Here is a 21,837-nt window from a genome sequence, read left to right as displayed (position 1 = left end):
CACGGGCGTGGCGTAAGATGGCGCTTTCCCCCGACCACGATTGGAGCGCACGTGCCGCACCCGGATCTGCCCGCCGAGCAGGAACATCTCGACGAGGTGTACGCGCATCTCGACGCCGCGCGGCGCCGCGACCAGGATGCCCTGCGCACGGTGATGCTCGACGACGACCCGGAGCCGCAGGCCCGCGTCGAGCGGGAGGTGGAGTACCAGCGGCTGCAGGCCAACCTGGAGCGGTACCGGCACGCCGAGGTGGGCCTGGTGTTCGGGCGCATCGACGTCGCCGACGACGAGCCCGACAATCCCGTGCCCGGCGCCCCCGAGCTGGATCGCCGGTACATCGGACGCATGGGGCTTTCCGACGCCGACGACGATTACCGTTCGCTGTTGATGGATTGGCGCGCTCCGCAGGCCCGTCCGTTCTACCTGGCCACCACCGCGCATCCGGAGGGGGTGACCCTGCGCCGTCACCTGCGCACCCGCGGACGCACCGTGCGGGCCATCGACGACGAGCGGCTGACGGGCGCCGATGCCGCGACCGGGACGACCGGGGTGGCGGACGCGCGGGGCGGCGACGCCGAGGGTCCGGTCGAACGACGCATCGAAGACGGCGTCGGCGGCGAGGCGGTGCTGCGCGAGGTCATCGATTCGGCGCGCACCGGCCACATGCGCGGCATCGTCGAAACGATCCAACGCGAGCAGGACCTGATCATCCGAGACAACGGCCGCGGCGCCATGGTCGTCCAGGGCGGCCCCGGCACCGGCAAAACGGCCGTCGCCCTCCACCGCGTGGCGTGGCTGCTGTACACGCACCGCGATCAGCTGGCGAAGACCGGCGTGCTCATCCTCGGGCCCAACACGACGTTCCTGGAGTACATTTCGCGGGTCCTGCCCAGCCTCGGCGAGACCGGCGTGGTGCTGCGGACCATCGCCGACCTCTACCCCGGCGTATCCGGAACGGGCGCGGAATCGCAGGCCACCCGCGAGGTGAAGGGGTCGGCGGAGATGGTGCACATCCTGCGCCAGGCGGTCCGCGACCGGCAGCCCGACCCCGACGCCTACGAGACTGTGACGCTCGACGGCGTCGAACTGACCATCACGCCCGCGATGATCCGCGCCGCCCGCACCCGCGCCCGGCGCTCCCGCAAGCCGCACAACCTCGCCCGCCCCCTGTTCCGCGAGCATCTCCTCGAGTCGCTGGCGCGCGCGTTGGCCGACCGCATCGGCGCTGATCCGCTGGGCGGAGAAAACCTGCTGTCCATCACCGACGTCGCGGATCTGCGCGACGAGCTCGACGCCGACGAGGTCATTTCCGGGCTTCTCGACGACATGTGGCCGGAGCTCACCCCCGAGCAGCTGCTCGTCGATCTGCTCGAGTCCGAAGACCGCATCGCCGCGGCCGCCGTCGAGTACGACGACGCCACCCGCGCCGCCCTGCTGCGCGAGCCGGGCACGCCGATGGGCCCGTCGGATCCGCCGTTGCTGGATGAGCTCGCCGAATTGCTCGGCGGCGTCTCCGACACCGGCGACGAGCGCGAATGGTGGCGGCGACAGATCGAGGAAGCGCAGGACGCGCTGGACATCCTCACCGGCTCGGCACACCAGGAGCTCGACGACGAAACCGACGCCGAGATCCTCATGGCCTACGACCTCATCGACGCCGAGGCGTTGGCCGAACGCCACCGCGACCGCGACGTGCGCAGCACCGCCGACCGTGCCGCCGAAGACCGCGAATGGACGTACGGTCACGTCATCGTCGACGAGGCGCAGGAGCTGTCGGCCATGGCCTGGCGCATGATCCGGCGCCGCTCCCCCAACGGCTGGATGACCATCGTCGGCGACATCGCCCAAACCGGTTCGCCGGCCGGCGCGGAAAGCTGGGACGACGCCCTGGGCCCGATCATCGGCGATCGCTGGCGCATGCATCGCCTGACCATCAACTACCGCACCCCGTCGGAGATCATGGACGTCGCCGCCGACGTCCTGTCGCGCATCGCGCCGAACGCGGAGCCGCCGCGTTCGATCCGCTCGACCGGCCGCGCCCCCGTGCGCACCGGCAGCCTGTCCGACGCCCTCGCCATCGTCCGCGACGCATCCGACGACGCTCGCCTCACCGCCGTCATCGCCCCGGCCGCACGCGTCGAGGACATCCGCGCGCGGGTCGAATGCCCCGTCCACGACGTCGACTCCGCCAAGGGACTGGAATTCGACGAAGTCATCCTCGTCGACCCCGACGCGATCGTCGCCGAATCCCCCCAGGGCCTGCAGGACCTCTACGTCGCGCTCACCCGCGCCACCCAGGGCCTCACCGTCGTCGCAGACGGGCAACCCGAATCGCTGCCGCCGCTCGACCCCGCACGCTGAGCGGCCCCTCGGGCCGGCAGGGCTTTGCGACGACCGATAGAACCCAAGGCCGAGATGCGACACGACGAAACCCCGGCCACCCGAACGAAGGGCGACCGGGGTTTCGTCGTCACGCACGGGAAAAACTCCCGCAGACGTGGCCGAAAAACCTGGGTTAGGCGACCGTGTGGACGATCATGACGTCGCAGTCGGACTGACGCGCGACATCGGCCGGGACGGAACCCAGCAGACGGCCGGTCAGCGAGTTGATGCCGCGGTTGCCCACGACGAGCAGATCGGCGTTGCGGTCGTTGACCAGGGTCATGAGGGCCTCGACCGGGGAGCCGGCCTTGACCTCGGTCTCGACGTTCTTGGCGCCGGCGGCCTCGGCGGCCTTCTTGGCGGTGGCCAGGTTCTCCTGGGCCGGGTCATCGCCGAGCACCTGGACGGAGTCCTGGCGCAGCGTCGAGGAAGCGGCTTCCTGGTTCTCGTAGTACGCGCAGCCGATGACCAGGGTCGCATCGAACGCCGCGGCGATGCCCGCCGCGCGCTCGACTGCAAGAAGCGAGGACTTCGAGCCGTCGGTGCCGACGACGATGGTCTGGTAAGCGCTCATGAAAACTGCCTTCCGCAAAACTCGGTGGTGGTTCGAGATTGATTTTTGTCGAGATCGCCGCAGTGCGATCGAGGTGGTGCGAGGAACGTCAGGCCGGGCACGTCGGAAGCGCCGTTCGGGCCGTGTTCCTTTGCCCAAGACTAGCAAAATCGGGGCCAGGCGGATCGGGCATTTCCGACGGTGCGCGAATGATCATTCACTGATTTTCGAGCATCTGCGCACGTCATCACGCCTCTCGTCGAATGTGGCGGGCATCTCATGCGGACCCAAAAGTATCCCCCGCCACTAACCCCGTTCGCCCGGCGCCTACTCCAGCCCGGCCTCCTCCATGCCGCGCAGCTCCTTCTTCAGGTCGTGGATTTCGTCGCGCAGCCGGCCCGCCAACTCGAACTTCAGCTCGCGGGCGGCGGCGCCCATTTGGGCGGTCAGGTCGTCGATGAGCTTCTGCAGCTGCGCCTTCGGCATGCCCTCGATGCTCGCCCGTTCGGCCAGCGCCGCATCGGCGGCCGCGGCATCCCCGGCCGCCCCATCGCCGCCCTCCGACTGATTTTCGTGGACCTGGTCGAGGATGTCGGCGATCTTCTTGCGCAGCGGTTGCGGGTCGATGCCGTGCTCGGTGTTGTAGGCGATCTGCTTTTCGCGGCGCCGCTCCGTCTCCTCGATCGCGTTGCGCATCGAGTCGGTGATCGAGTCGGCGTACATGTGCACTTCGCCGGAGACGTTTCGCGCCGCACGGCCGATGGTCTGGATCAGCGATGTCGTCGAACGCAGGAAGCCTTCCTTGTCGGCGTCGAGGATGGCGACGAGCGACACCTCGGGCAGGTCGAGCCCCTCGCGCAGCAGGTTGATGCCCACCAGCACGTCGTAGTCGCCCAGCCGCAGTTGCCGCAGCAGTTCGACGCGCTTGAGCGTGTCCACGTCGGAGTGCATGTAGCGGACGCGGACGCCGTTTTCCAGCAGGTAGTCGGTGAGGTCCTCCGCCATCTTCTTGGTCAGCGTGGTCACCAGGACGCGTTCGCCCCTGTCTTCGCGCAGCCGGATTTCGTGGATGAGGTCGTCGATCTGCCCCTGGGTCGGTTTGACCACGACCTTCGGGTCGACCAGACCGGTGGGGCGAATGACCTGCTCGACGACTTCGCCGCCGGTCTGCCCCAGCTCGTAGGGTCCGGGCGTTGCGGACATGAACACCACCTGGCCGACGCGCGCGTCGAATTCCTCGAACGTCAGCGGCCGGTTGTCCAGCGCCGACGGCAGTCGGAACCCGAAGTCGACCAGGTTGCGTTTGCGGGAGGCGTCGCCTTCGAACATGCCGCCGATCTGCGGGACGGTCACGTGCGACTCGTCGATGATGGTGAGGAAGTCCTCCGGGAAGTAGTCGATGAGCGTCGCCGGCGCGGACCCGGCGGCGCGTCCGTCGATGTGGCGCGAGTAGTTTTCGATGCCGGAGCAGAATCCGACCTGCTGGATCATTTCCAGGTCGTATTCGGTGCGCATGCGCAGCCGCTGCGCTTCGAGGAGCTTGCCGCGGTTTTCGAAGTCGGCGAGCCGTTCGGTGAGCTCCATCTTGATTTCCTCGATGGCGCGTTCCATGCGTTCGGGCCCCGCGACGTAGTGCGTTGCGGGGAAGATCCGCAGTTCGTCGACTTGCTTGACGACGTCGCCGGTCACCGGATTGAGGTAGTAGAGCGAGTCGATCTCGTCGCCGAAGAATTCGACTCGGACGGCCAGTTCCTCGTAGGCGGGGATGATGTCGACGACGTCGCCTTTGACGCGGAAGGTGCCGCGGGTGAAGGCGATGTCGTTGCGCGCGTATTGGATGTCGACGAGCATGCGGAGGAATTCGTCGCGGTCGACTTCCTCACCGACGCGCAGGATGGCGGATCGGTCGAGGTAGGACTGCGGGGTGCCCAGGCCGTAGATGCAGGACACGGAGCTGACGACGACCACGTCGCGGCGCGACAGCAGCGCGGAGGTGGCGGAGTGGCGCAGGCGTTCGACGTCTTCGTTGATGGACGAGTCCTTTTCGATGAAGGTGTCCGTCTGCGCGATGTACGCCTCGGGTTGGTAGTAGTCGTAGTAGCTGACGAAGTATTCGACGGCGTTGTTGGGCAGCAACGACGACAGTTCGTTGGCCAGCTGGGCGGCCAGGGTCTTGTTGGGGGCCATGACCAGCGTGGGGCGCTGCATTTTTTCGATGAGCCACGCCGCAGTGGCCGATTTGCCCGTGCCGGTGGCGCCCATGAGCACCACTTCCCGCTCCCCCTTGTTCAGCCGTTCCGCCAGCTCGGCGATGGCCTGGGGCTGGTCGCCGGCGGGTTGGAACTCGCTGACGACCTCGAATTCGCCGCCGGCGCGCTCAATGTCGCCGACGGGGCGGAATTCGGACTGGGCGACGACCGGTTGTTCTGCGGGAAAGGCCATGGGGCCAGCCTACAGCGCCCGCAGTCCATCGCACATTCGTTCGCAGGCATAAAAAGGGCCCGGCAAGCGTTAACGCTCCTGGCGTCAGAGGCTACGATCCGGGCCCTTACCGCGTGACGCTCCTGGCGCCAGAGGCGGCTCACGGGCGACACTACCATCGCCCACATGGGAGTCAAGCGCGACATCAGGTGGGTTTCCGAGGCACGTTTCAAGCCATACCGGGAAGAATGCGATAGCGATGACGATAAGGCGTGGCTCCTTTACGAATGGAACGCGAAGGTCGCTTCCGCACTCACCGAGTGCATACACCATGTGGAGGTTCTCTTCCGCAACTCGATCATGGAGCAACTCGAGAAAATCCACCCGCTCGCATATCCATGGCACCTCGACAACAAGACGATAAAGGATGTCGCAGCGAAACAGTCGCGCGATGCAACGTCAGCTGCCGAACCCGACGACATCATCGCCCATCTCAATCTGGGCTTCTGGAAAACTCTCCTTCAGGACAAGCCCACCGCGAACGAAGACCTTTGGCGACACCATCTTCGCAACGCCTTTCCCCACGTGCACACCGACCGCAAAACCGTGTTAAACGGCGTCGAGGATCTTTTCGAACTTCGGAACCGTTGCGCCCACCATGATTCGCTTCTTCGCTTCGATCCCAGCGTCGAACTCAAGAAGATCATAAAACTCGCCAGTTGGATCGACCCCGACGCGGCTCAGTGGATCGAAGAAATAGAACGAGTGTCGGACGCCGTTCGGGAGCGCCCGGTACCCCCGAAGCTTGACACTGCGGTCATCGGCCATCGCAACGACGAGGTCTACAAGATTTACGAGCAAGTTGGCGCACTCATCAACTCTGCAGATCGCAAGATCGCTCCCGTGACGTACATCGGGTTCTACCACGACAAAAGGATCGAAGCTGAGTTTCCCACAATCCTCGAGATTGAGGTCCCGAAAGCGTGGAGCACCAAAGAAGCCGCCCGCTTGAAGAAATCGACCGACGCGAAAGAAAAGCGACTCGGCAAAGTCATGTCTTGTGCTCTCAAGCATGGAATCGCCCCAGGAGGAAACTACGAGGTCTACCACCTGAGCCCGATTCGCAGTGACGAGACTTCGCGCACGAGATCGCGGAGCCCGATCCTTCACAATAAACACGGCCGGGGCTCGGGCTTCGTCAAAGGAGGGCTCCGCTGTTTTTCGCTGTCGACGCTTCTGCACGCGAGCGACACGACCGACCTCGCCTGACTCTTCACGGAGGCACGGGGCCTTCGTCCGTTACCCCTCGGTCACCACGAGCTCATCGGGGGTCTCCGGCAGTTCGGCGGTCAGCGTTTCCTTCTCGCCGGTGAGGTCCACGACGTGGATCGTCTTGGTGGCGGGGTCGGTGACGTAGGCGACGTCGCCGTTCACGGCGAGCGCGGGACGCGGGTCCTGCCACTCCTCGGACTCCTCCCAGGCGTCGATGACGTCGATGGTCTTGACCACCTTCGCCTGCTCGGGGTCGATGAGGTGCAGCTTTCCGTCGGTGCCCAGCACCACCGCAAGGCCGTCGTCATTCATGCCCAGGGAGCGGAAGGTGTAGGAGGTGCCCAGGTCGACGAGCTTCAGTTCTCCGGTTTCGGCGTCGATGATGGAGACCTTTTCGGGGCGCTCGAGCTCGCCGTCTTCGGCGGCCCCGGCATCCGACTTGTAGTCGCCGAGGACGTACTTCGACTCGGTGGAGCCGGCCTGGTTTCCGATGCGGCCGTACTCGTCGGGCGCCTTGACCTTGGTCACCTTGCCGTCGGCGTACACCAGGCCACCGTCGGAGCAACCGACGAAGATGCCGGCCGAGGACTCCTCGGCGCCATGCGCGCCGGGGCATTCCTCGAAGCGCTTGAGCTCCTTGCCGTCGGCATCGACCTGGGCGACGCCGGTGCGGTTGCCCTCGTCGTCGGCGATGGTGACCATGTACGTCCCGTCCTCCCCGAGTACCGCGATGCCGTGGTGGGCGGGGACGCGGAAGTGGTCGACGGCGTCCATGCCGGTCAACCGCACGGTGGTGACGTCGCCGGTCTCGTCGTCGAAAAGCACGGCGGTGTCGTCGCCGGCGACGACGTGGCCCGGCTTGGCCGCATCGACCCCGAATCCGGTGAACAGCGGGTCTCCGGCGTAGTGGTGGGAGTGGTCGCCATGCGGCTTGGAGTACGAACCCATGTCGAGGGCGCGGAAGCCCTCGTCGGTGGACACGAACACGTGGCGGCCGTCGCCGGCGGGGTTGAGGCGCAGGTAGCCATCGGCGGGCAGTTCGGCGAGCACCTCGGGCTCGTCTCCCCCGTCGAGGTCACCGGCGTCGAGAACCATGACGCCGCCGTCGTAGCTGATCGCCAGCCGCGCCTCGGCGTTGCGGGTTTCGGAGACATCGGCGGCGGTGGTCGCGGTGGTCACGGCCGGAGTGCGGGCCGCGTCCCCCGAGGTGCCCTCGGCGCCATCGGCGGCGACGTCGTCATCGGAGGAGCAGGCGGCGAGGAAGAGCGAGGCGGCGGCGAGTGCGCCGACCGCAATCTTGTTGTTGAACATGGATTGCATTAGAGCATTTGTTGCAAATGTTTTTCAACTGCGCGGCAGTCGCGCACCTCCCCGCGCCAATCAACCGGCGATGAGCACCCCCGCAATGCCGATGCCCGCAACGACGGCGGTAACCAGCGCCGCCATGGCGAACGGAGCCGCCCCGACCTTCCGGATCAGCGAGAACTTGACCCCGACCCCCAGCGCGAACATCGCGGCACCGAGAAACAGCTGCTCGGCGACGCCGGCGACGTCGATGACGCCCTGCGGAACGATCCCGGTGGAACGTACGACGACCATCGTCAGGAATCCCGCGACGAACAGCGGCATGATCGGCGGCAACGTCATTTCGCCGACCCCGCCGCTCGCATTCCCCTTCGTCCCCGGTTCCCCGGCGGAACCCGAGCCGGCGGCGAGAATGCGGCGCCGTTCACCGATCGAGATGGCGGCCATGACCGGTGCGAGCATGAGCACGCGGCCGAGCTTGATGATGACCGCCGCCCCCAGTGCCGGCCCGCCGATCGCCCCGCCGATGGCCACGACCTGGGCGACCTCATGGACCGACGCGCCGGCCCACATGCCGATGGTCATGTCGTCGAGTCCGAAAAGGTGCCCGAGCGCCGGCAGCAGCGGGATCATGAGCGTGCCGAAGATGACCACGAGCGCCACGGCCGTCACCACGGATTCGCGCAGTCCGGCGGCGGAGCCGTCTCCTCCGGCTTCCGCGGTGCCGTTGCTTTGCGACGACCGCCGCTCCCCGCTTTCGTCGTTCGCACCCAGCACGCCCGCCAGCGCCGCGACGGCCGCGGCCCCGCAGATGGAGAAGCCGCAGGCGATGAGCAGTCGCAGACGACGGTCGATGCCGAGCGCCGACCCGATGGCCACGCCGGCCACGATTCCGCCGACGACCACGGCGACGACGGTGAGGATCATTCCCGCCCCCAGGTCGGCGACGTCGTGAAGCGACAGCCGCAGGCCCAGCAGGACGATGCCGATCCGCAGCACCTGCTTCGCGGCGACGGCGAGGCCCGGATCCACGGCGGCGGGCAAACGAACCGCATTGCCGACCACGACGCCGAGGATGATCGCGACGACCATCGGACTGAGCACCGAAAACGCTGCGGCCACCAGGTACGCCACGGCGACCCCCGCGGCCGCGAGCGCCAACCCGGGCAAGACGTTCGTCGGGGACTGCGCTGTGATTTTCAAAGACACTCCACTAGTGTCGGCCACCCGCGGGAAATCCGGTAGACGGCGAATCCGTCCGAGGGCATACGATTTTGATATGACCGTCCATCCGACTGCAGCCGACCGTCAACCCGAGCTGGCCGCGATGCACTTCACCGCCCAACACCTCATCGGCCTGCGGTTGCTCGCCGCCGCCGACGAACTCGGAAGCCTGGGCGCTGCGGCGCGGGCCACGGGCATGGCGCAACCCAACGTCAGCCGCGCCATCGCCGCCCTCGAAGACGCCCTCGGCGCGCCGCTCCTCGACCGCAGCCCGCGCGGATCCACCGCAACGCCGCTGGGCAGGTCCGTGATCGCGGCCGCCGCTCCCCTCTTCGACGCCGCCGCCACGTTCCGGCGCGACGCCACGTCCCTCCTCGCCGACGACTCGACCCCGTTGCGGGTGTCGGCGAGCATGACCGTCGCCGAACACCTCATGCCGGGGTGGCTGGCGACGTACCGACGGCGGCATCCCGACACCGACGTCGGACTGAGAGTGCGCAATTCCGAGCGGGTCTTCGACGAGGTGCTCGCCGGCACGTGCGACATCGGCTTCGTGGAAACGCCCCTGGCCCGCAAGGACCTCAACGCGACGGTGATCGCCGACGATCACCTCGTCGTGGTCGTCGCCCCCGGGCACCCGTGGGCGCGGCGCGGCCGCAATGCCCCGGGCGCGACCACGGATGCACCGGTGGCCGACGAACCCGCCCTCTGCCCGGTCACTGCCGCCGAACTCGCGGCCACTCCCCTCGTCCTGCGCGAATCCGGCTCGGGCACGCGGGCGTTCCACGACCGGGCGCTCGCCCCCTGGAACCCCGCGCCGCCCGCCGTAGAACTCGGCAGCAACGCCGCCGTGGCCGCCACCGTGCGGGCCAGCGGTGAACCCGGGGTGCTCAGCGAACTGGCCGTCGCCGACGCGGTGGCCCACGGCGAACTTGTCGTCGTCGACGTCGACGAACGGCTCGATTTCCGCCGCCACATCCGCGCGGTGTGGCGAGGAACCGGCGGCCCAGGCCACAACGCGAGGGAGCTCATCGACATCGCGTCACGGTGAGAGAACCCGTCGGGCTGCTGTGGGGAACCCGTCGGGCACCGCCGGGGATCCCTCAGGCGCCGGCGACCCGGTCGTCGAAGTCCGGGGTCTTCTGGCGGACCAACGACACCGGGTTGCCCGGGTCGAGGCTTTCCCAATGTGCGCCGACGTGCTTGTACGGCGCGTCGCCGATCTGCGGCTCGCCGTCGAGGGTGAGCACGAGCCGGTTGCCGCTGAGCACGGTTCCGACGACGCCGACTCCGAATTGGCGCGTCACTCGGGCCACCTCGCGATCGATGCGACCCGGCGGGCGCACCGGCTGCGGCTCCACCAGGCCCTCCATGCCGGTCATGGGCACCAGACGGGTGCGCCAAATCTTGTCGACCTGCGTGATCAGCGCCTGCTCGGTTCCGGAGTTGTCGATGACGACGTCGGCGGCCGCCAGCCGTTCCTCGTCGGAGATCTGCGCGGCGATGCGGCGGCGCGCATCGGCCTCGTCGACGCCGCGACTCTCCACCAGACGCTTGACCCGCACGTCCACCGGCGCATGCACCACGAGGACGATGTGGCAATCCGCCGCAAGATCGTTTTCCACCAGAAGCGGCATGTCGTGGACGACGATGTCCCTCGGCTCGGCCGCGGCGAACCGCTCGGCGGTGCGCTCCGCGATCCGCGGGTGCGTGATCGCGTTGAGCATCGCCGTCTTCTCCTTCGACGTGAACGCCCGATTGGCCAACCTGCTGCGCAGCAGACGGCCATCGGCGTCGACGATGTCGGGGCCGAAAGCATCGACCAGCTCCCGAAGCGCCGGCTGACCGGGTTCGACGATCTCGCGGGCGATGGCGTCGGCGTCGACGATGACGCACCCCAGCTCGCGCAGTCGCCGGGCCACGGAAGACTTTCCGCTGCCCATTCCTCCGGTCAATCCAACTTTCAACATGACCGCCACCTTAAGCCATCCGGCGGATCAATGGCGTATTGGGGCGTCACTTTCGGTTTGGCACAACACTTTTGAGAGTAATCAAATCGTTACTTGTCGTCGGCGTTTCCACCTACCGCCATCTGCGGCAACGTCGCGCCCCGGGCCCGTCGACCCGCTCGTCGTCACGCACGAACCGGGCACGCGCCACGCACGCCGACGCATCCATCCGCTGGCCCCGCCCTCCGGTACACCGCTGAAACGAAAAGCCCCGGCCCCGCCCTCCGCGGAGGACGGGGCCGGGCCCGACGATCACGGCCGGCGGATCAACCGCCGAACCGGATCAGCGACTCGCTCAGTTGCCGGACAGGCGGGCGCGCAGGGCGGCCAGCTGCTCGTCGGAGGCGAGGGTGCCGCCGGACTCGGCCGGAGCCTCGGTCGACGCCGGGGCGTTCTCCGAAGTCTCGGACGAGTAGTTCGACGGGGTCGCGGCGGCCTCGGCGGCCTGCGCACGGTGACGCTCGATCTGGGCGGCGTGCAGCTGGTGGTGGCGCTCCGCCTCGGCGTAGCGGGCCTCCCACTCGGCGCGCTGGGTCTCGTAGCCCTCCATCCACTCGTTGGTCTCCGGGTCGAAGCCCTCCGGGAAGATGTAGTTGCCCTGCTCGTCGTAGGAGTCGCCCATGCCGTACTTGGTCGGGTCGAACTCGTCGGTGAAGTCCTCGTCGGCCTGCTTCAGCGACAGGGAGATGCGACGACGGTCCAGGTCGATGTCGATGACCTTGACCATGGCCTCCTCGCCGACGGACACGATCTGGTCCGGGACGTCGACGTGGCGCTCGGCCAGCTCGGAGATGTGGACCAGGCCCTCGATGCCCTCCTCGACGCGGACGAACGCACCAAACGGCACCAGCTTGGTGACCTTGCCCGGGACGATCTGGCCGATGGCGTGGGTGCGGGCGAAGACGCGCCACGGGTCCTCCTGGGTCGCCTTCAGCGACAGGGAGACGCGCTCGCGGTTCAGGTCGACCTCGAGAACCTCGACGGTGACCTCGTCGCCGACCTGGACGACCTCGGACGGGTGGTCGATGTGCTTCCAGGACAGCTCGGAAACGTGGACCAGGCCGTCGACGCCGCCGAGATCGACGAAGGCGCCGAAGTTGACGATGGAGGACACGACGCCCTTGCGGACCTGGCCCTTCTGCAGCTGGTGCAGGAACTCGGAGCGGACCTCGGACTGGGTCTGCTCGAGCCACGCACGGCGGGACAGGACCACGTTGTTGCGGTTCTTGTCCAGCTCGATGATCTTCGCCTCGAGCTCCTGGCCGATGTACGGCTGCAGGTCGCGGACGCGGCGCATCTCGACCAGCGACGCCGGCAGGAAGCCGCGCAGGCCGATGTCCAGGATCAGGCCGCCCTTGACGACCTCGATGACGGTACCGGTGACCGGCTCGTCCTTCTCCTTGAGGTCCTCGATGGTGCCCCAGGCGCGCTCGTACTGGGCGCGCTTCTTGGACAGGATCAGGCGGCCTTCCTTGTCCTCCTTGGTGAGGACCAGGGCGTCGATCTCGTCACCGACCTCGACCACCTCGTCGGGGTCGACATCGTGCTTGATGGACAGCTCGCGGGAGGGGATGACGCCCTCCGTCTTGTAGCCGATGTCGAGCAGGACCTCGTCGCGGTCGACCTTGACGACGGTGCCCTCGACGATGTCGCCATCGTTGAAGTACTTGATCGTGGAGTCGACGGCGGCGAGGAAATCCTCAGCGGTGCCGATGTCGTTGACGGCGACCTGAGGGGTGTTGGAGGTGGGCATGTGTTGGTTGCTCCGAAGCGGATAGGAATCGTGATGGACAAGGTCGATCCGGTTTACGCACCTCGTCGTCCCGGGACACCCGCACGGGCCCTCGTGGGGCCGTCGCGGACGGCTCGGGTCGGGAGATGGAGACGCCGGATCGGCAGGCGTACGCTGGTCGCGCACGCATACCGCGAACACGATACGCGTCGACCTGCACCGAATCAAGTTCCGTCGCAGGTCGGGCCCGGGTGTTGCGGGTGTGACGAATGGGGCGATGCTCCGCGAGGAACACGCTTCGTTGCTTGGCGACGCCGACGTGCTCGCCACCGCCGACGTCCTCGAGATCGGCTGCGGGTCCGCGCCGTGTTCACGTTGGCTGGCGGCCCACCGCCCTCCGAAGTCCCTGACCGCCTTCGACGTGTCGATGGGCATGCTCGACCACGGGGTCACGGCGGCGGCAGCCGGGAACTCCGGCGCGCGACCGGGGCGCGGGCCGTCGTCACGCACGAAAAGCCCGCGGGACATCACCGGCGTGAACCTGGTGCAGGCAGACGCCGCGGCGATGCCGTTTTCGGACGACTCCTTCGACATCGCGTTCTCCGTGTTCGGCGCCATCCCCTTCGTGGCCGATTCCGCCGGACTGATGCGCGGCGTCGCCCGCGTGCTGCGGCCCGGCGGACGATTCGTGTTTTCGGTGACCCACCCCGTGCGCTGGTGCTTCCCCGACGACCCCGGACCGGCGGGGCTGAAGGCGGGCATCCCCTATTTCCACCGGACGCCGTACGTGGAACGCGACGACGCGGGCACCGCGATCTACGTCGAACACCACCGCACCATGGGCGACCGGGTGCGGGACCTGGTGTCGGCGGGCTTCGTCCTCGAGGACCTCGTCGAACCCGAATGGCCCGAGGACCTCGACGTGACGTGGGGCCAATGATCGCCGCCGCGCGGGGCCGTCATCCCGGGGACCGCGATTTTCGTGACTCGATTGGCGGAGTAGGGCCGGGCAGGCGCGCGCCGGAACAGGGGCCGCGCAGGTGCACGCGGGAGACGGTGTCCGGGCCGTCCGGGGACACCTGTTCGAAAAGATTCCGGCTGCGATCCACGAGGTTTTCTACCATCGGCGGCATGGACATCACTTTCGGTTGGGGCCTCGACGGAGCCGGGTGGGAACAGCCCGGCGGCCGACGGGGGACGCGGGCCACGCTCGGGCACGCGACGGTCGGGCCGGCGGGTTTGACCGGGATCCTGCGCACGCGGCTGGGGCTGACGGCGCCCGAGACCGAGCATCCCCTGCGCATCGGCGCGTACCGCGATGCACTGGCGCAGACGTCGCGGCTGTGGTGCGGCAAGTCCTTCGACGTCGACCCGTGGGCCGTGGCCAAGAAGATGCTGGCCTGGCGCGACGAGCTCGTCGCCGTCGGCTGGGGTGGGGCGGCGGTGCCGGGCGGTTCTCCCCGGTTGGCCGATCTGGCGGAGGCGGAGGCGCTTTTCGACGCTCCGGGGGCGGCCGATTCGGTGCGCGAGGTCGCGGCGATGCTGCGCGGGCTCGTCACCGATGGCGTCGAGTGGCCGCCGGGCATCGACCGCTTGACCGTCCTCGGCTCGACGGAGGCGCTGCCGGCGCCGTGGCCGGGGATCATCGCGGACCTCGCGGCTCTCGGCGTGACGGCGGCCGAGGAAGACGCGCCGGCGGCGCTGCAACATCTGCGGGTGATCACCGCCGCCACGGAATGGGAGGCGGCGGAAACGGCCGCCCGAATCCTGTCGACGGCACCGGACACCGCGCTGGTGGCCACCCATCACACCGACGTCCTCGACCAGGAGCTCGCGCGGCGCGGTCTGCCCCGGCTCGGCGCATCGGAGGCGTCGGACCAGCGGGCCACGGCCCAGGTGCTGCCTCTGTTTCTGGCGGCCATCTGCGGGCCGATCGACGTCCACGCCATCGCCGCATTCCTGGACTTGGGCCTGACCACCACGGACTCCGAATCCGGCGCGGTGACCAAGCTCGGCGTGGTGCCCGCCGCCATCCGGCGGCCCCTCCTCGGGGCGCTGACCGCCCAACCCGGCGTCGGCGGACCGGCGTGGATGGCCGCACTGGAGGAAATCCGGGCGGACATCGCGGAAGACGCGGCGGCCGGGGAAACGGAGCGGGCGGCGCGCAACGAGGAGATCATCGCGACCCTCGACGCGTGTTTCCGCACCTCCCGCATCGAGTTCGCGGGCGGGACCTGCCCCACCGCCGCGATCATCGGGCCGCTGGAGTGGCTGGCGCGGCGGGTGCAGAGGCTCGGCGCCCGGTTCGCGGCACCCGAACTGCTCATCGCGGCGCAGTCCGTGTTCACCGCCATCGAGGTGCTCGGACAGGCATCCGACGTCGGGGAACGCGAGTTGCAGCGGATCGTCGAAGACTGCGGCACGCCCCAGACCTCTCCCCTGGCCGGTGCCGAAGCCTCCGAGCACCCGCGGCTGCCGTCGCCGGCGCTGCTGCGCATCCGCGGCCCCGTTCTGTGGTGGGGTGCAGTCGACGATGGTCGGGTGCACCGCCGCATCTGGACGCCGGCGGAAGTGCGGGCCCTCGCCGAGGCGGGCATCACCGTCCCCGACCCGGGGGAACTCGCCAGGCTGCGTTCCACCGCCGAGTTGGCCGGTCTGCGCCGGGCGGGCACCGTCATCGCCATCGTCCCGGATTCCATCGACGGCACCGCCACCGCACGGCACCCCGTGCTGGCGTTCGCCACCCACGACGTCACGGAGGCGGGCGCGAAGATCGAGGAGGTCGAGAAGACCGCCCACGAGCTCGTCGTCGACGGAACCTGGAAGTACGGCGACGCGTTCCTGCCGCTGCAGGTCCCCGAGCCACATGTTCCCGATGCCGAGGCGGTCAAGTCCGCCGCCGAGGTGCGCACCGTGCCCGCGGGCACCCACCTGTTGCCGGAGCGGCTGTCCTACTCGCAGATCGAAAAGCTGCTGATCCACCGCCTCGAGTGGTTGCTGTCCCATCCCCTGCGCATCCGCGAGGGCTGGGTGACCGACATCCCGACCGGCAACCGGATGATCGGAACGTTCCTGCACGCGATCGTCGAGACGATCGTCGAAGAGGATCTGGACGGCTGCTCCCGGGAAACCGTGCGCGTCTGCTTCGACCGCCTGCTGCCCCACTACGCCTCCGAACTCGACCTTCCGGGGAATGCGCGGTTGCGCCAGCAGGTGGAGACCGAGGCAGTGGACAACATCACCGAATTGTTCGGCACCCTGCGCCGCGGCGGAATGATCGTCACCGCCGCCGAAGCCCCCATCGAGCGTGCGCTGACGCTGAATTTGCGCGCCCCCGACCAGTCCGGCGAATCCGGGGCGGCCCACGCCCACGAGGTGACGATGGGCGGTTTCCGCGACCTCGACGCCGAAACGTCGGACGGCCGCACCGTCGTCATCGACATGAAGTACTCGGTGTCCCGCACCAAGTACCGGGATCTCATCAACGACGGGCGATCCCTGCAGCTGGCCACCTACGCATGGTCGGTCGCCGACGATCTGCCGCTGGACGGCATCGTCACCGCCTACTTCGAGCTGAAGTACGGACGCTTCGACTCCACCTCGCCGGAACTCGGCGACGGCGCCGAAGGCGGGTCCGCCCTCTCCCCCGACGTCCTGTGGCAACGGGCGGTGGCCTCCGTGGAAAAGGCCCTGTCCGAGATCATGTTCTCCGGCGTCGTCCGCGACGAGGGAAACGCGTTGATCAACGCGGCCGACGGAAAGCCACGCGAGTTGGAGAAGTCGTCCGCCAAGGCCGCGGAGGCCGCCGACGCCCAGAGCCTGTACCTGCCCGTGGATACCGCGAAATACGTGGACTACGGAATCATCACCGGCGTCGAGGCCGATCTGTCATGAGCGACGGGAATCAGACGAACCCCATGAAATCGACCATCATCACCGCCAGCGCCGGCACCGGCAAGACCTATACGATCACGGGCAAGCTCGCGGACCGCATCAAGGACGGGTTGTCGCCGTCGGCCATCATCGCCACGACCTTCACCACGAAGGCCGCGGGCGAGCTTTCGGAACGCATCCGCTCGAAACTGCTGGAAGACGGCCTGGTCGAGCAGGCCCAGGCCATCGGTTCCGCCCTTGTCGGCACCGTCAACTCGGTGTCGGCGACGCTGTTGCGCGACTTCGCCATCGACGCCGGACTGTCCCCGGAGTTGGAGACCCTGACCGAGGATGCGGCGAGCCGAGCCTTCGAGCTCGCCTGCGACTCCGTCATCGCCGACGCGGAAAACACCCACCGCGGCCTTTTCCTGCGCACCGGTTACGACAGGCCCGTCGATGCCCACGAGTTCGACGTCCGCGAGTCGTTCGCCGCCACCGTCCGGGCCGTGGCCGACACCGCCCGCCAGAACCTCATCGCCCCCGAGGCCCTCGCGGCCGGCGCCGATGAATCCGTCGCCGATCTCATCGACGTCCTCGACCACATCACCGTCGAAGATGCCGACGACGAGCGCGCCGAGTGGGCGAAGCACGCGATCACGGCCTGCACTGCGGCCATCGCACACGACGCCTCGGCCGCGAAGCAGACCGCGACGTCGCAGAGAAGGCAGCGCATGTACGGGGATCTCGCGAAGAAGATGGGCGGGGACCTCGACCGCATCACGTGGAACGAGTGGGCGAAACTCGGGCACGTCACTTCGCCGAAGCCGATTGCCGCGGCCTTCGAGGACTTCGCCGACATCGCCGAGGACATCGCCGCCAATCCCGCCTACCGCGCGGACATGACGACCCTGACCCGCCTGGTGCTGATCACCGCGGCGGAGTGCCTGACGGCCTACGACGCCTACAAGAAGGAACTCGGCCTCATCGACTTCACCGACCAGGAGGTCCTGGCGCTGAGCATCATCCGCTCGTCGGCGTCGGTGCGGGCGGCCATCTCCGAAACGTACGAGGTCCTCGTCGTCGACGAGTTCCAGGACACCAACCCGATCCAGCTCGCCCTCTTCTTCGAGCTGGGCAAGCTTGCGGGCGAGGTCATCTGGGTCGGCGATCCGAAGCAGTCGATCTACGGTTTCCGCGGTTCGGACCCCCAGCTCATGGCGGCGGCATTCGATGAACTGGCCATCGACGGAACCGTCGAAAAGCTCGACCAATCCTGGCGTTCCCACGAACTTCCCCTGGCCCTGACCAACGAACTGTTCTCCGCCGCCATGCCCGACGCCGATGTCCGGTTGAGCGTCGCCGAGCCGAAGAAGCGGGAGCATGCCGGCGGCGACGTGCGCATCTGGCGGCCCACCACCGACAAGGGCACCTCGAACGCACCGTGGTTCGACGCGATCACGGCCGGCGTGGCCTCGCTCATCGACGAGGGCATCGCGCCCGGAAAGATCGCCGTACTCGCCCGGTCGACGGCCAACGTCGAGACGATCGTCGACAAGTTGACCACGGCGGGCATTGCCTGCAGCGGAGACAAAGCCGACCTGCGAGGCGCACGGGAGGGGCAGATCATCCGCGCGGCACTGGGCTTCCTGCTCGACGAAAGGGATACGCGCGCGCTGGTCGAACTCATCGTGCTGTGCGACGACCACGTCGCACATGACACCTGGTTCGAACAGCTCACCGCGGCCGACACCACCAAGGACTCGCGAGCCGACCTGCTCGCCGAATGGGCCCGCGACGACGCCCTCGCCCCGCTGCGCGAACTGCGCGGTGCGGCGGTCAACCTCACCCCCGTCGAATGCGTGCGGCAGGTCATCGACGCGCTCGACCTGCGCCGCCGCATCGTCGGCTGGACGCGGCCGTCGCGGCGCATGGGGTCCCTCGACGCATTCACCGGGTTGGCCCGCCTGTACCAGGATGAAACGCGCTCGGCGGGCGGGGCGACGTCGCTGTCCGGTTTCCTCGGCTGGTTCGACGCCCTCGAAGAATTGCCGCAGGCCGGTGGCGACGCCGATTCCGTCTACGTGGGCACCATGCACTCGTCGAAGGGCCTGGAATGGGACGCCGTGTGCGTTGCGGTGCCCAAGCCGAGGGATCGGTTCACCCCCGACGGGCACTGGGTTGCCTCCCGCAACGCGCCGACGCTGGAGGATCCGCTCGGCGAACGCCACCTGCGGTTCTGGCCGGCCACCCCGGACAAGGCGACGCTCATCGTCGAAACGATGGCCGCCCAGCCCGTCCAGAAGGAGCGCGCCGCAGCCGAAATCGAGGACGCACGCCGTCTGGCCTACGTGTCGCTGACCCGTGCGGCCAAGCATTCGATCCTGTGCGCCCGTTCCGGGTTCGTCGACTTCGATGCCGTGCGGGGCACCGGCGTCACCATGGCCCTCGGGGATGCGAACGTGACCATCACCGACGCCGATGGCAACGAGGCGTTCGTGCCCGCCCGAATCGACACGATGGCGTGGGACGAGTCCGACGCCGCGCAACCGGCGCCGTCGCGCCACCGCCCCGGCCTCGACTCCCTGCGCGGACCGGCCCCCGTGGACCGTCTGGTCCCCGCCCGCGTGGCGCCGTCCTCGATCACCGCGACCGACGGGCAGAAGGACCGCGCGGCCGTCGTCGAACGCGCCGTCCTCGGTGCACCGCTCGTCTCCGGCGGCGGGCAGCATTGGGAGCGCGTCGGCGAAGCCGTCCACGGGTACCTCGGACTGCCGTTGACGATTCTCCCCGAGAACGTGCGCGCCGACGCGGCGACACGGCTCGTCGACGCGTGGGGCGTCGGCGCACACGTCGACGCCGACACGCTCGCCGACGTCGGCGACCGCTGGCTGTCCTGGCTCGAGGCGGAATACCCCGGGGCCACGATCCGCTCTGAGGTGCCGGTGACCTGGCGCAACGACTACCACCAAGTCCACGAGGGCTGGATCGACCAGCTGCTGGAACTGCCCGACGGCCGTGTGGTCCTCATCGACCACAAAACCTACCCGGGCGACGACCCGCTCGATCACGTGCGCGCCACGTACATCGGACAGCTCGCCGGCTACGCCGACGCGTTGGAGCTGGCCGGAGTGGGCCGCCCCGCAGAGATCCTCGTGCACCTGCCGCTCAAGGGGATGGTGGTAGCCATCCGGCCATAGTCAGCGGGCAGCGCCGAGGTCAGCGCCGACGGTGGTGGCCATCCGCCCCTAGTGCGCGGCCTCGTCCCAGTTCGCGCCCGCCCCGACGGAAACCTCCAACGGCACCTTCAGCTCGAAGGCGGCATCCATCTCGCGGCGCAGCATCTCCTCGATGACCTCCCGCTCGCCCGGGGCCACCTCCACGACGAGTTCGTCGTGGACCTGCAACAGCACCCGCGACTTCAGTGCGCCGTCACCCGCAGGCTCCTCGGCGCCGGCGCCGCCCCGTCGCAAAGCATCGTCGACGCGGAGCATGGCCACCTTGATGATGTCCGCCGCCGTGCCCTGGATCGGCGAATTCAACGCCGCCCGCTCCGCCATGTCCCGGGCCATCCGGTTGTCGGAATTGAGGTCCGGCAGGTAGCGGCGGCGGTCGAGCAGGGTCGCCGTGTAACCGTCCTTGCGGGCCTGCTCCACGACCCCGTCCAGGTACGCGCGCACGCCGCCGAAACGCTCGAAGTACTCCTCCATCAGGCGCTTGGCCTCGCCCTGCGGAATGTCGAGTTGCTGCGCCAAACCGAACGCGGACAGCCCGTACGCCAGGCCGTAGGACATCGCCTTCACGCGGCGGCGCAACTCCGGGGTCACGCCGTCGATGGGCACGTCGAAGACCTTCGAGCCGACGTAGTTGTGCAGGTCCTCGCCTCGCCGGTAGGCGTCGATGAGCCCCTCGTCGCCGGACAGGTGCGCCATGACGCGCATCTCGATCTGCGAATAGTCGGCGGTGACCAGGCCCTCGTACCCCGCGCCGGCGACGAACGCCGACCGGATCTCGCGGCCGAACTCGGTGCGCACGGGAATGTTCTGCAGGTTCGGTTCCGTCGACGACAGGCGGCCGGTGGCGGCGACGGTCTGGTTGAACGTCGTGTGGATGCGGCCGTCCTCGCCGACGGCCTTGATCAGGCCCTCGACGGTGGATTTCATCTTCTGCGCCTCGCGGAACGCCATGAGCCGCTCGAGGAACGGGTGATCGTTTGTCTTGGCCAGGTTCTCCAGTTCCTTGGCCGCCGTCGAATAGCCCGTCTTGGTCTTCTTCGTCTTCGGCATGCCCAGCTGGTCGAACAGGACTTCCTGCAGCTGCTTGGGCGAGCCCAGGTTCAGCTCGGGGCGGTCGACGATCTCGCGCGCCGCGTCCTCCGCCGTCGACTGGGCCCGGGCGGCCTGATCGCGCAGGCTCTTCAGCTTGTCGACGTCCACCGCGATGCCGGCCCGCTCCATGCGCCCCAGGACCGGCGCGAGAGGAACCTCGATGTCGGCGTAGACGGCGTAGAGGCCGTTGTCGTCGAGTTCGGCGGCCAGCGCGCCCGCCAGGTCGTAGACCGCCGCGACGCGGTCGGCGTTGCCGGGGCCGGGTTCGTCGAGAAGCGTCAGCTGCCCCTCGGCCTGCGCGAGCGTGCGGTTCAGGTGGCGCTGGAGGATGTTGTCCAGCGAATAGCTGCGCTGGCTCGGCCGCAGCAGATAGGAGGCCAGGAAGGTGTCGTGGATGACGCCGCCGAGCTCGAGTTCGTGGTCCCACAGCGCGTGCATGGTCGACTTCGCGTCGTGGACGAGCTTCGGGTGGTCGCCGGCGAGCCACTCCGCCAGCGCCTCCGCGTCGGCGGGAACGAGGGCGGCGGGATCGAGGACGACGGCATCGATCGACTGCGGGGCGGCGTCGGCGGAGGCGGCGGCACCGGCCGCGTCACCGTCGGCTTCACCGGATCCCGGCTGTTCCTCCGACTCCGACGCGGCGATGGCCAGCTCCCCGCCGGAATAGTCGACGGCCGCCGGGCCACGGCGGGAGCGCAGCCACGCGCCGAGGTCGCCGTCGTCAAGCTTGACGACGGCGAC

Annotated in this window: 13 protein-coding genes; 6 read left to right on the top strand and 7 right to left on the bottom strand. The window is 68.4% G+C overall.

The window, feature by feature from the left end; translation table 11 throughout:
- Positions 1-51 precede the first annotated feature (51 nt).
- Positions 52-2,361, top strand: a complete 2,310-nt coding sequence (locus HMPREF3121_RS09110) for a HelD family protein (protein WP_246816122.1) — start codon at positions 52-54, stop codon at positions 2,359-2,361.
- A 154-nt stretch (positions 2,362-2,515) separates the two neighbouring features.
- Here HMPREF3121_RS09110 and HMPREF3121_RS09105 read toward each other — a convergent pair whose 3' ends face one another.
- Both HMPREF3121_RS09105 and uvrB read right to left on the bottom strand, forming a co-directional pair.
- The gene (locus HMPREF3121_RS09105; RefSeq protein ID WP_070522544.1) at positions 2,516-2,956 is read right to left on the bottom strand and encodes a universal stress protein; all 441 of its coding nucleotides are present in this window, start codon (positions 2,954-2,956) and stop codon (positions 2,516-2,518) included.
- A 306-nt stretch (positions 2,957-3,262) separates the two neighbouring features.
- Positions 3,263-5,377 carry an excinuclease ABC subunit UvrB gene (gene uvrB / locus HMPREF3121_RS09100; protein WP_070522542.1) on the bottom strand — a complete coding sequence of 705 codons (2,115 nt, stop codon included), beginning with the start codon at positions 5,375-5,377 and terminating at the stop codon, positions 3,263-3,265.
- A 165-nt stretch (positions 5,378-5,542) separates the two neighbouring features.
- Here uvrB and HMPREF3121_RS09095 point away from each other — a divergent pair, with 165 nt between their 5' ends.
- The gene (locus tag HMPREF3121_RS09095) at positions 5,543-6,625 is read left to right on the top strand and encodes a hypothetical protein (RefSeq protein ID WP_083291564.1); all 1,083 of its coding nucleotides are present in this window, start codon (positions 5,543-5,545) and stop codon (positions 6,623-6,625) included.
- 30 nt (positions 6,626-6,655) lie between these two features.
- Here the strand turns inward: HMPREF3121_RS09095 and HMPREF3121_RS09090 are convergent, their stop codons facing one another.
- Positions 6,656-7,939 carry a hypothetical protein gene (locus tag HMPREF3121_RS09090; RefSeq protein WP_070522586.1) on the bottom strand — a complete coding sequence of 428 codons (1,284 nt, stop codon included), beginning with the start codon at positions 7,937-7,939 and terminating at the stop codon, positions 6,656-6,658.
- A 69-nt stretch (positions 7,940-8,008) separates the two neighbouring features.
- On the bottom strand, positions 8,009-9,142 hold the full coding sequence (locus HMPREF3121_RS09085; protein WP_246816121.1) for a YeiH family protein: 1,134 nt from the start codon (positions 9,140-9,142) through the stop codon (positions 8,009-8,011).
- A 70-nt stretch (positions 9,143-9,212) separates the two neighbouring features.
- Between HMPREF3121_RS09085 and HMPREF3121_RS09080 the strand changes: the two genes are divergently transcribed.
- Positions 9,213-10,208 (top strand): LysR family transcriptional regulator, encoded by a 996-nt coding sequence (locus tag HMPREF3121_RS09080; protein WP_210387266.1) that lies wholly within the window; start codon positions 9,213-9,215, stop codon positions 10,206-10,208.
- A gap of 52 nt (positions 10,209-10,260) precedes the next feature.
- Here the strand turns inward: HMPREF3121_RS09080 and coaE are convergent, their stop codons facing one another.
- Positions 10,261-11,127: a dephospho-CoA kinase gene (gene coaE, locus HMPREF3121_RS12980; protein WP_083291572.1), complete on the bottom strand. Its 867-nt coding sequence runs from the start codon at positions 11,125-11,127 to the stop codon at positions 10,261-10,263.
- 334 nt (positions 11,128-11,461) lie between these two features.
- Positions 11,462-12,919 (bottom strand): 30S ribosomal protein S1, encoded by a 1,458-nt coding sequence (gene rpsA, locus HMPREF3121_RS09070; RefSeq protein WP_035122564.1) that lies wholly within the window; start codon positions 12,917-12,919, stop codon positions 11,462-11,464.
- Positions 12,920-12,965: 46 nt separating this feature from the next.
- On the opposite strand from rpsA, the gene HMPREF3121_RS09065 reads away from it, so the two are divergent.
- From HMPREF3121_RS09065 to HMPREF3121_RS09055, 3 genes are all read left to right on the top strand, one after another.
- Positions 12,966-13,838, top strand: coding sequence for a class I SAM-dependent methyltransferase (locus tag HMPREF3121_RS09065; protein ID WP_371327339.1), 873 nt, complete (start codon positions 12,966-12,968; stop codon positions 13,836-13,838).
- Positions 13,839-14,029: 191 nt separating this feature from the next.
- Positions 14,030-16,792, top strand: coding sequence for a PD-(D/E)XK nuclease family protein (locus tag HMPREF3121_RS09060; RefSeq protein WP_070522530.1), 2,763 nt, complete (start codon positions 14,030-14,032; stop codon positions 16,790-16,792).
- Positions 16,789-19,968, top strand: coding sequence for a UvrD-helicase domain-containing protein (locus HMPREF3121_RS09055; RefSeq protein WP_070522527.1), 3,180 nt, complete (start codon positions 16,789-16,791; stop codon positions 19,966-19,968). Before HMPREF3121_RS09060 ends, HMPREF3121_RS09055 begins: the two co-directional genes overlap by 4 nt.
- Positions 19,969-20,016: 48 nt before the next feature.
- On the opposite strand, the gene HMPREF3121_RS09050 is transcribed toward HMPREF3121_RS09055, so the two are convergent.
- Positions 20,017-21,837: DNA polymerase (locus HMPREF3121_RS09050; RefSeq protein ID WP_070522524.1), on the bottom strand; the 1,821-nt coding region annotated here is incomplete at its 5' end.

The organism is Corynebacterium sp. HMSC11E11, assembly GCF_001807025.1.
Classification (GTDB): Bacteria; Actinomycetota; Actinomycetes; order Mycobacteriales; family Mycobacteriaceae; genus Corynebacterium; species Corynebacterium freneyi.
Note: the sequence above shows the minus strand (reverse complement) of the source record. Positions and strands in the feature narration are given on the sequence as shown.

Excerpts from the sequence above, each read along its gene's own strand:
- HMPREF3121_RS09105 (WP_070522544.1), bottom strand. The coding sequence starts at position 2,956 with ATGAGCGCTTACCAGACCATCGTCGTCGGCACCGACGGCTCGAAGTCC.
- uvrB (WP_070522542.1), bottom strand. The coding sequence starts at position 5,377 with ATGGCCTTTCCCGCAGAACAACCGGTCGTCGCCCAGTCCGAATTCCGC.
- HMPREF3121_RS09095 (WP_083291564.1), top strand. The coding sequence starts at position 5,543 with ATGGGAGTCAAGCGCGACATCAGGTGGGTTTCCGAGGCACGTTTCAAG.
- HMPREF3121_RS09090 (WP_070522586.1), bottom strand. The coding sequence starts at position 7,939 with ATGTTCAACAACAAGATTGCGGTCGGCGCACTCGCCGCCGCCTCGCTC.
- HMPREF3121_RS09080 (WP_210387266.1), top strand. The coding sequence starts at position 9,213 with ATGACCGTCCATCCGACTGCAGCCGACCGTCAACCCGAGCTGGCCGCG.
- coaE (WP_083291572.1), bottom strand. The coding sequence starts at position 11,127 with ATGTTGAAAGTTGGATTGACCGGAGGAATGGGCAGCGGAAAGTCTTCC.
- rpsA (WP_035122564.1), bottom strand. The coding sequence starts at position 12,919 with ATGCCCACCTCCAACACCCCTCAGGTCGCCGTCAACGACATCGGCACC.
- HMPREF3121_RS09060 (WP_070522530.1), top strand. The coding sequence starts at position 14,030 with ATGGACATCACTTTCGGTTGGGGCCTCGACGGAGCCGGGTGGGAACAG.
- HMPREF3121_RS09055 (WP_070522527.1), top strand. The coding sequence starts at position 16,789 with ATGAGCGACGGGAATCAGACGAACCCCATGAAATCGACCATCATCACC.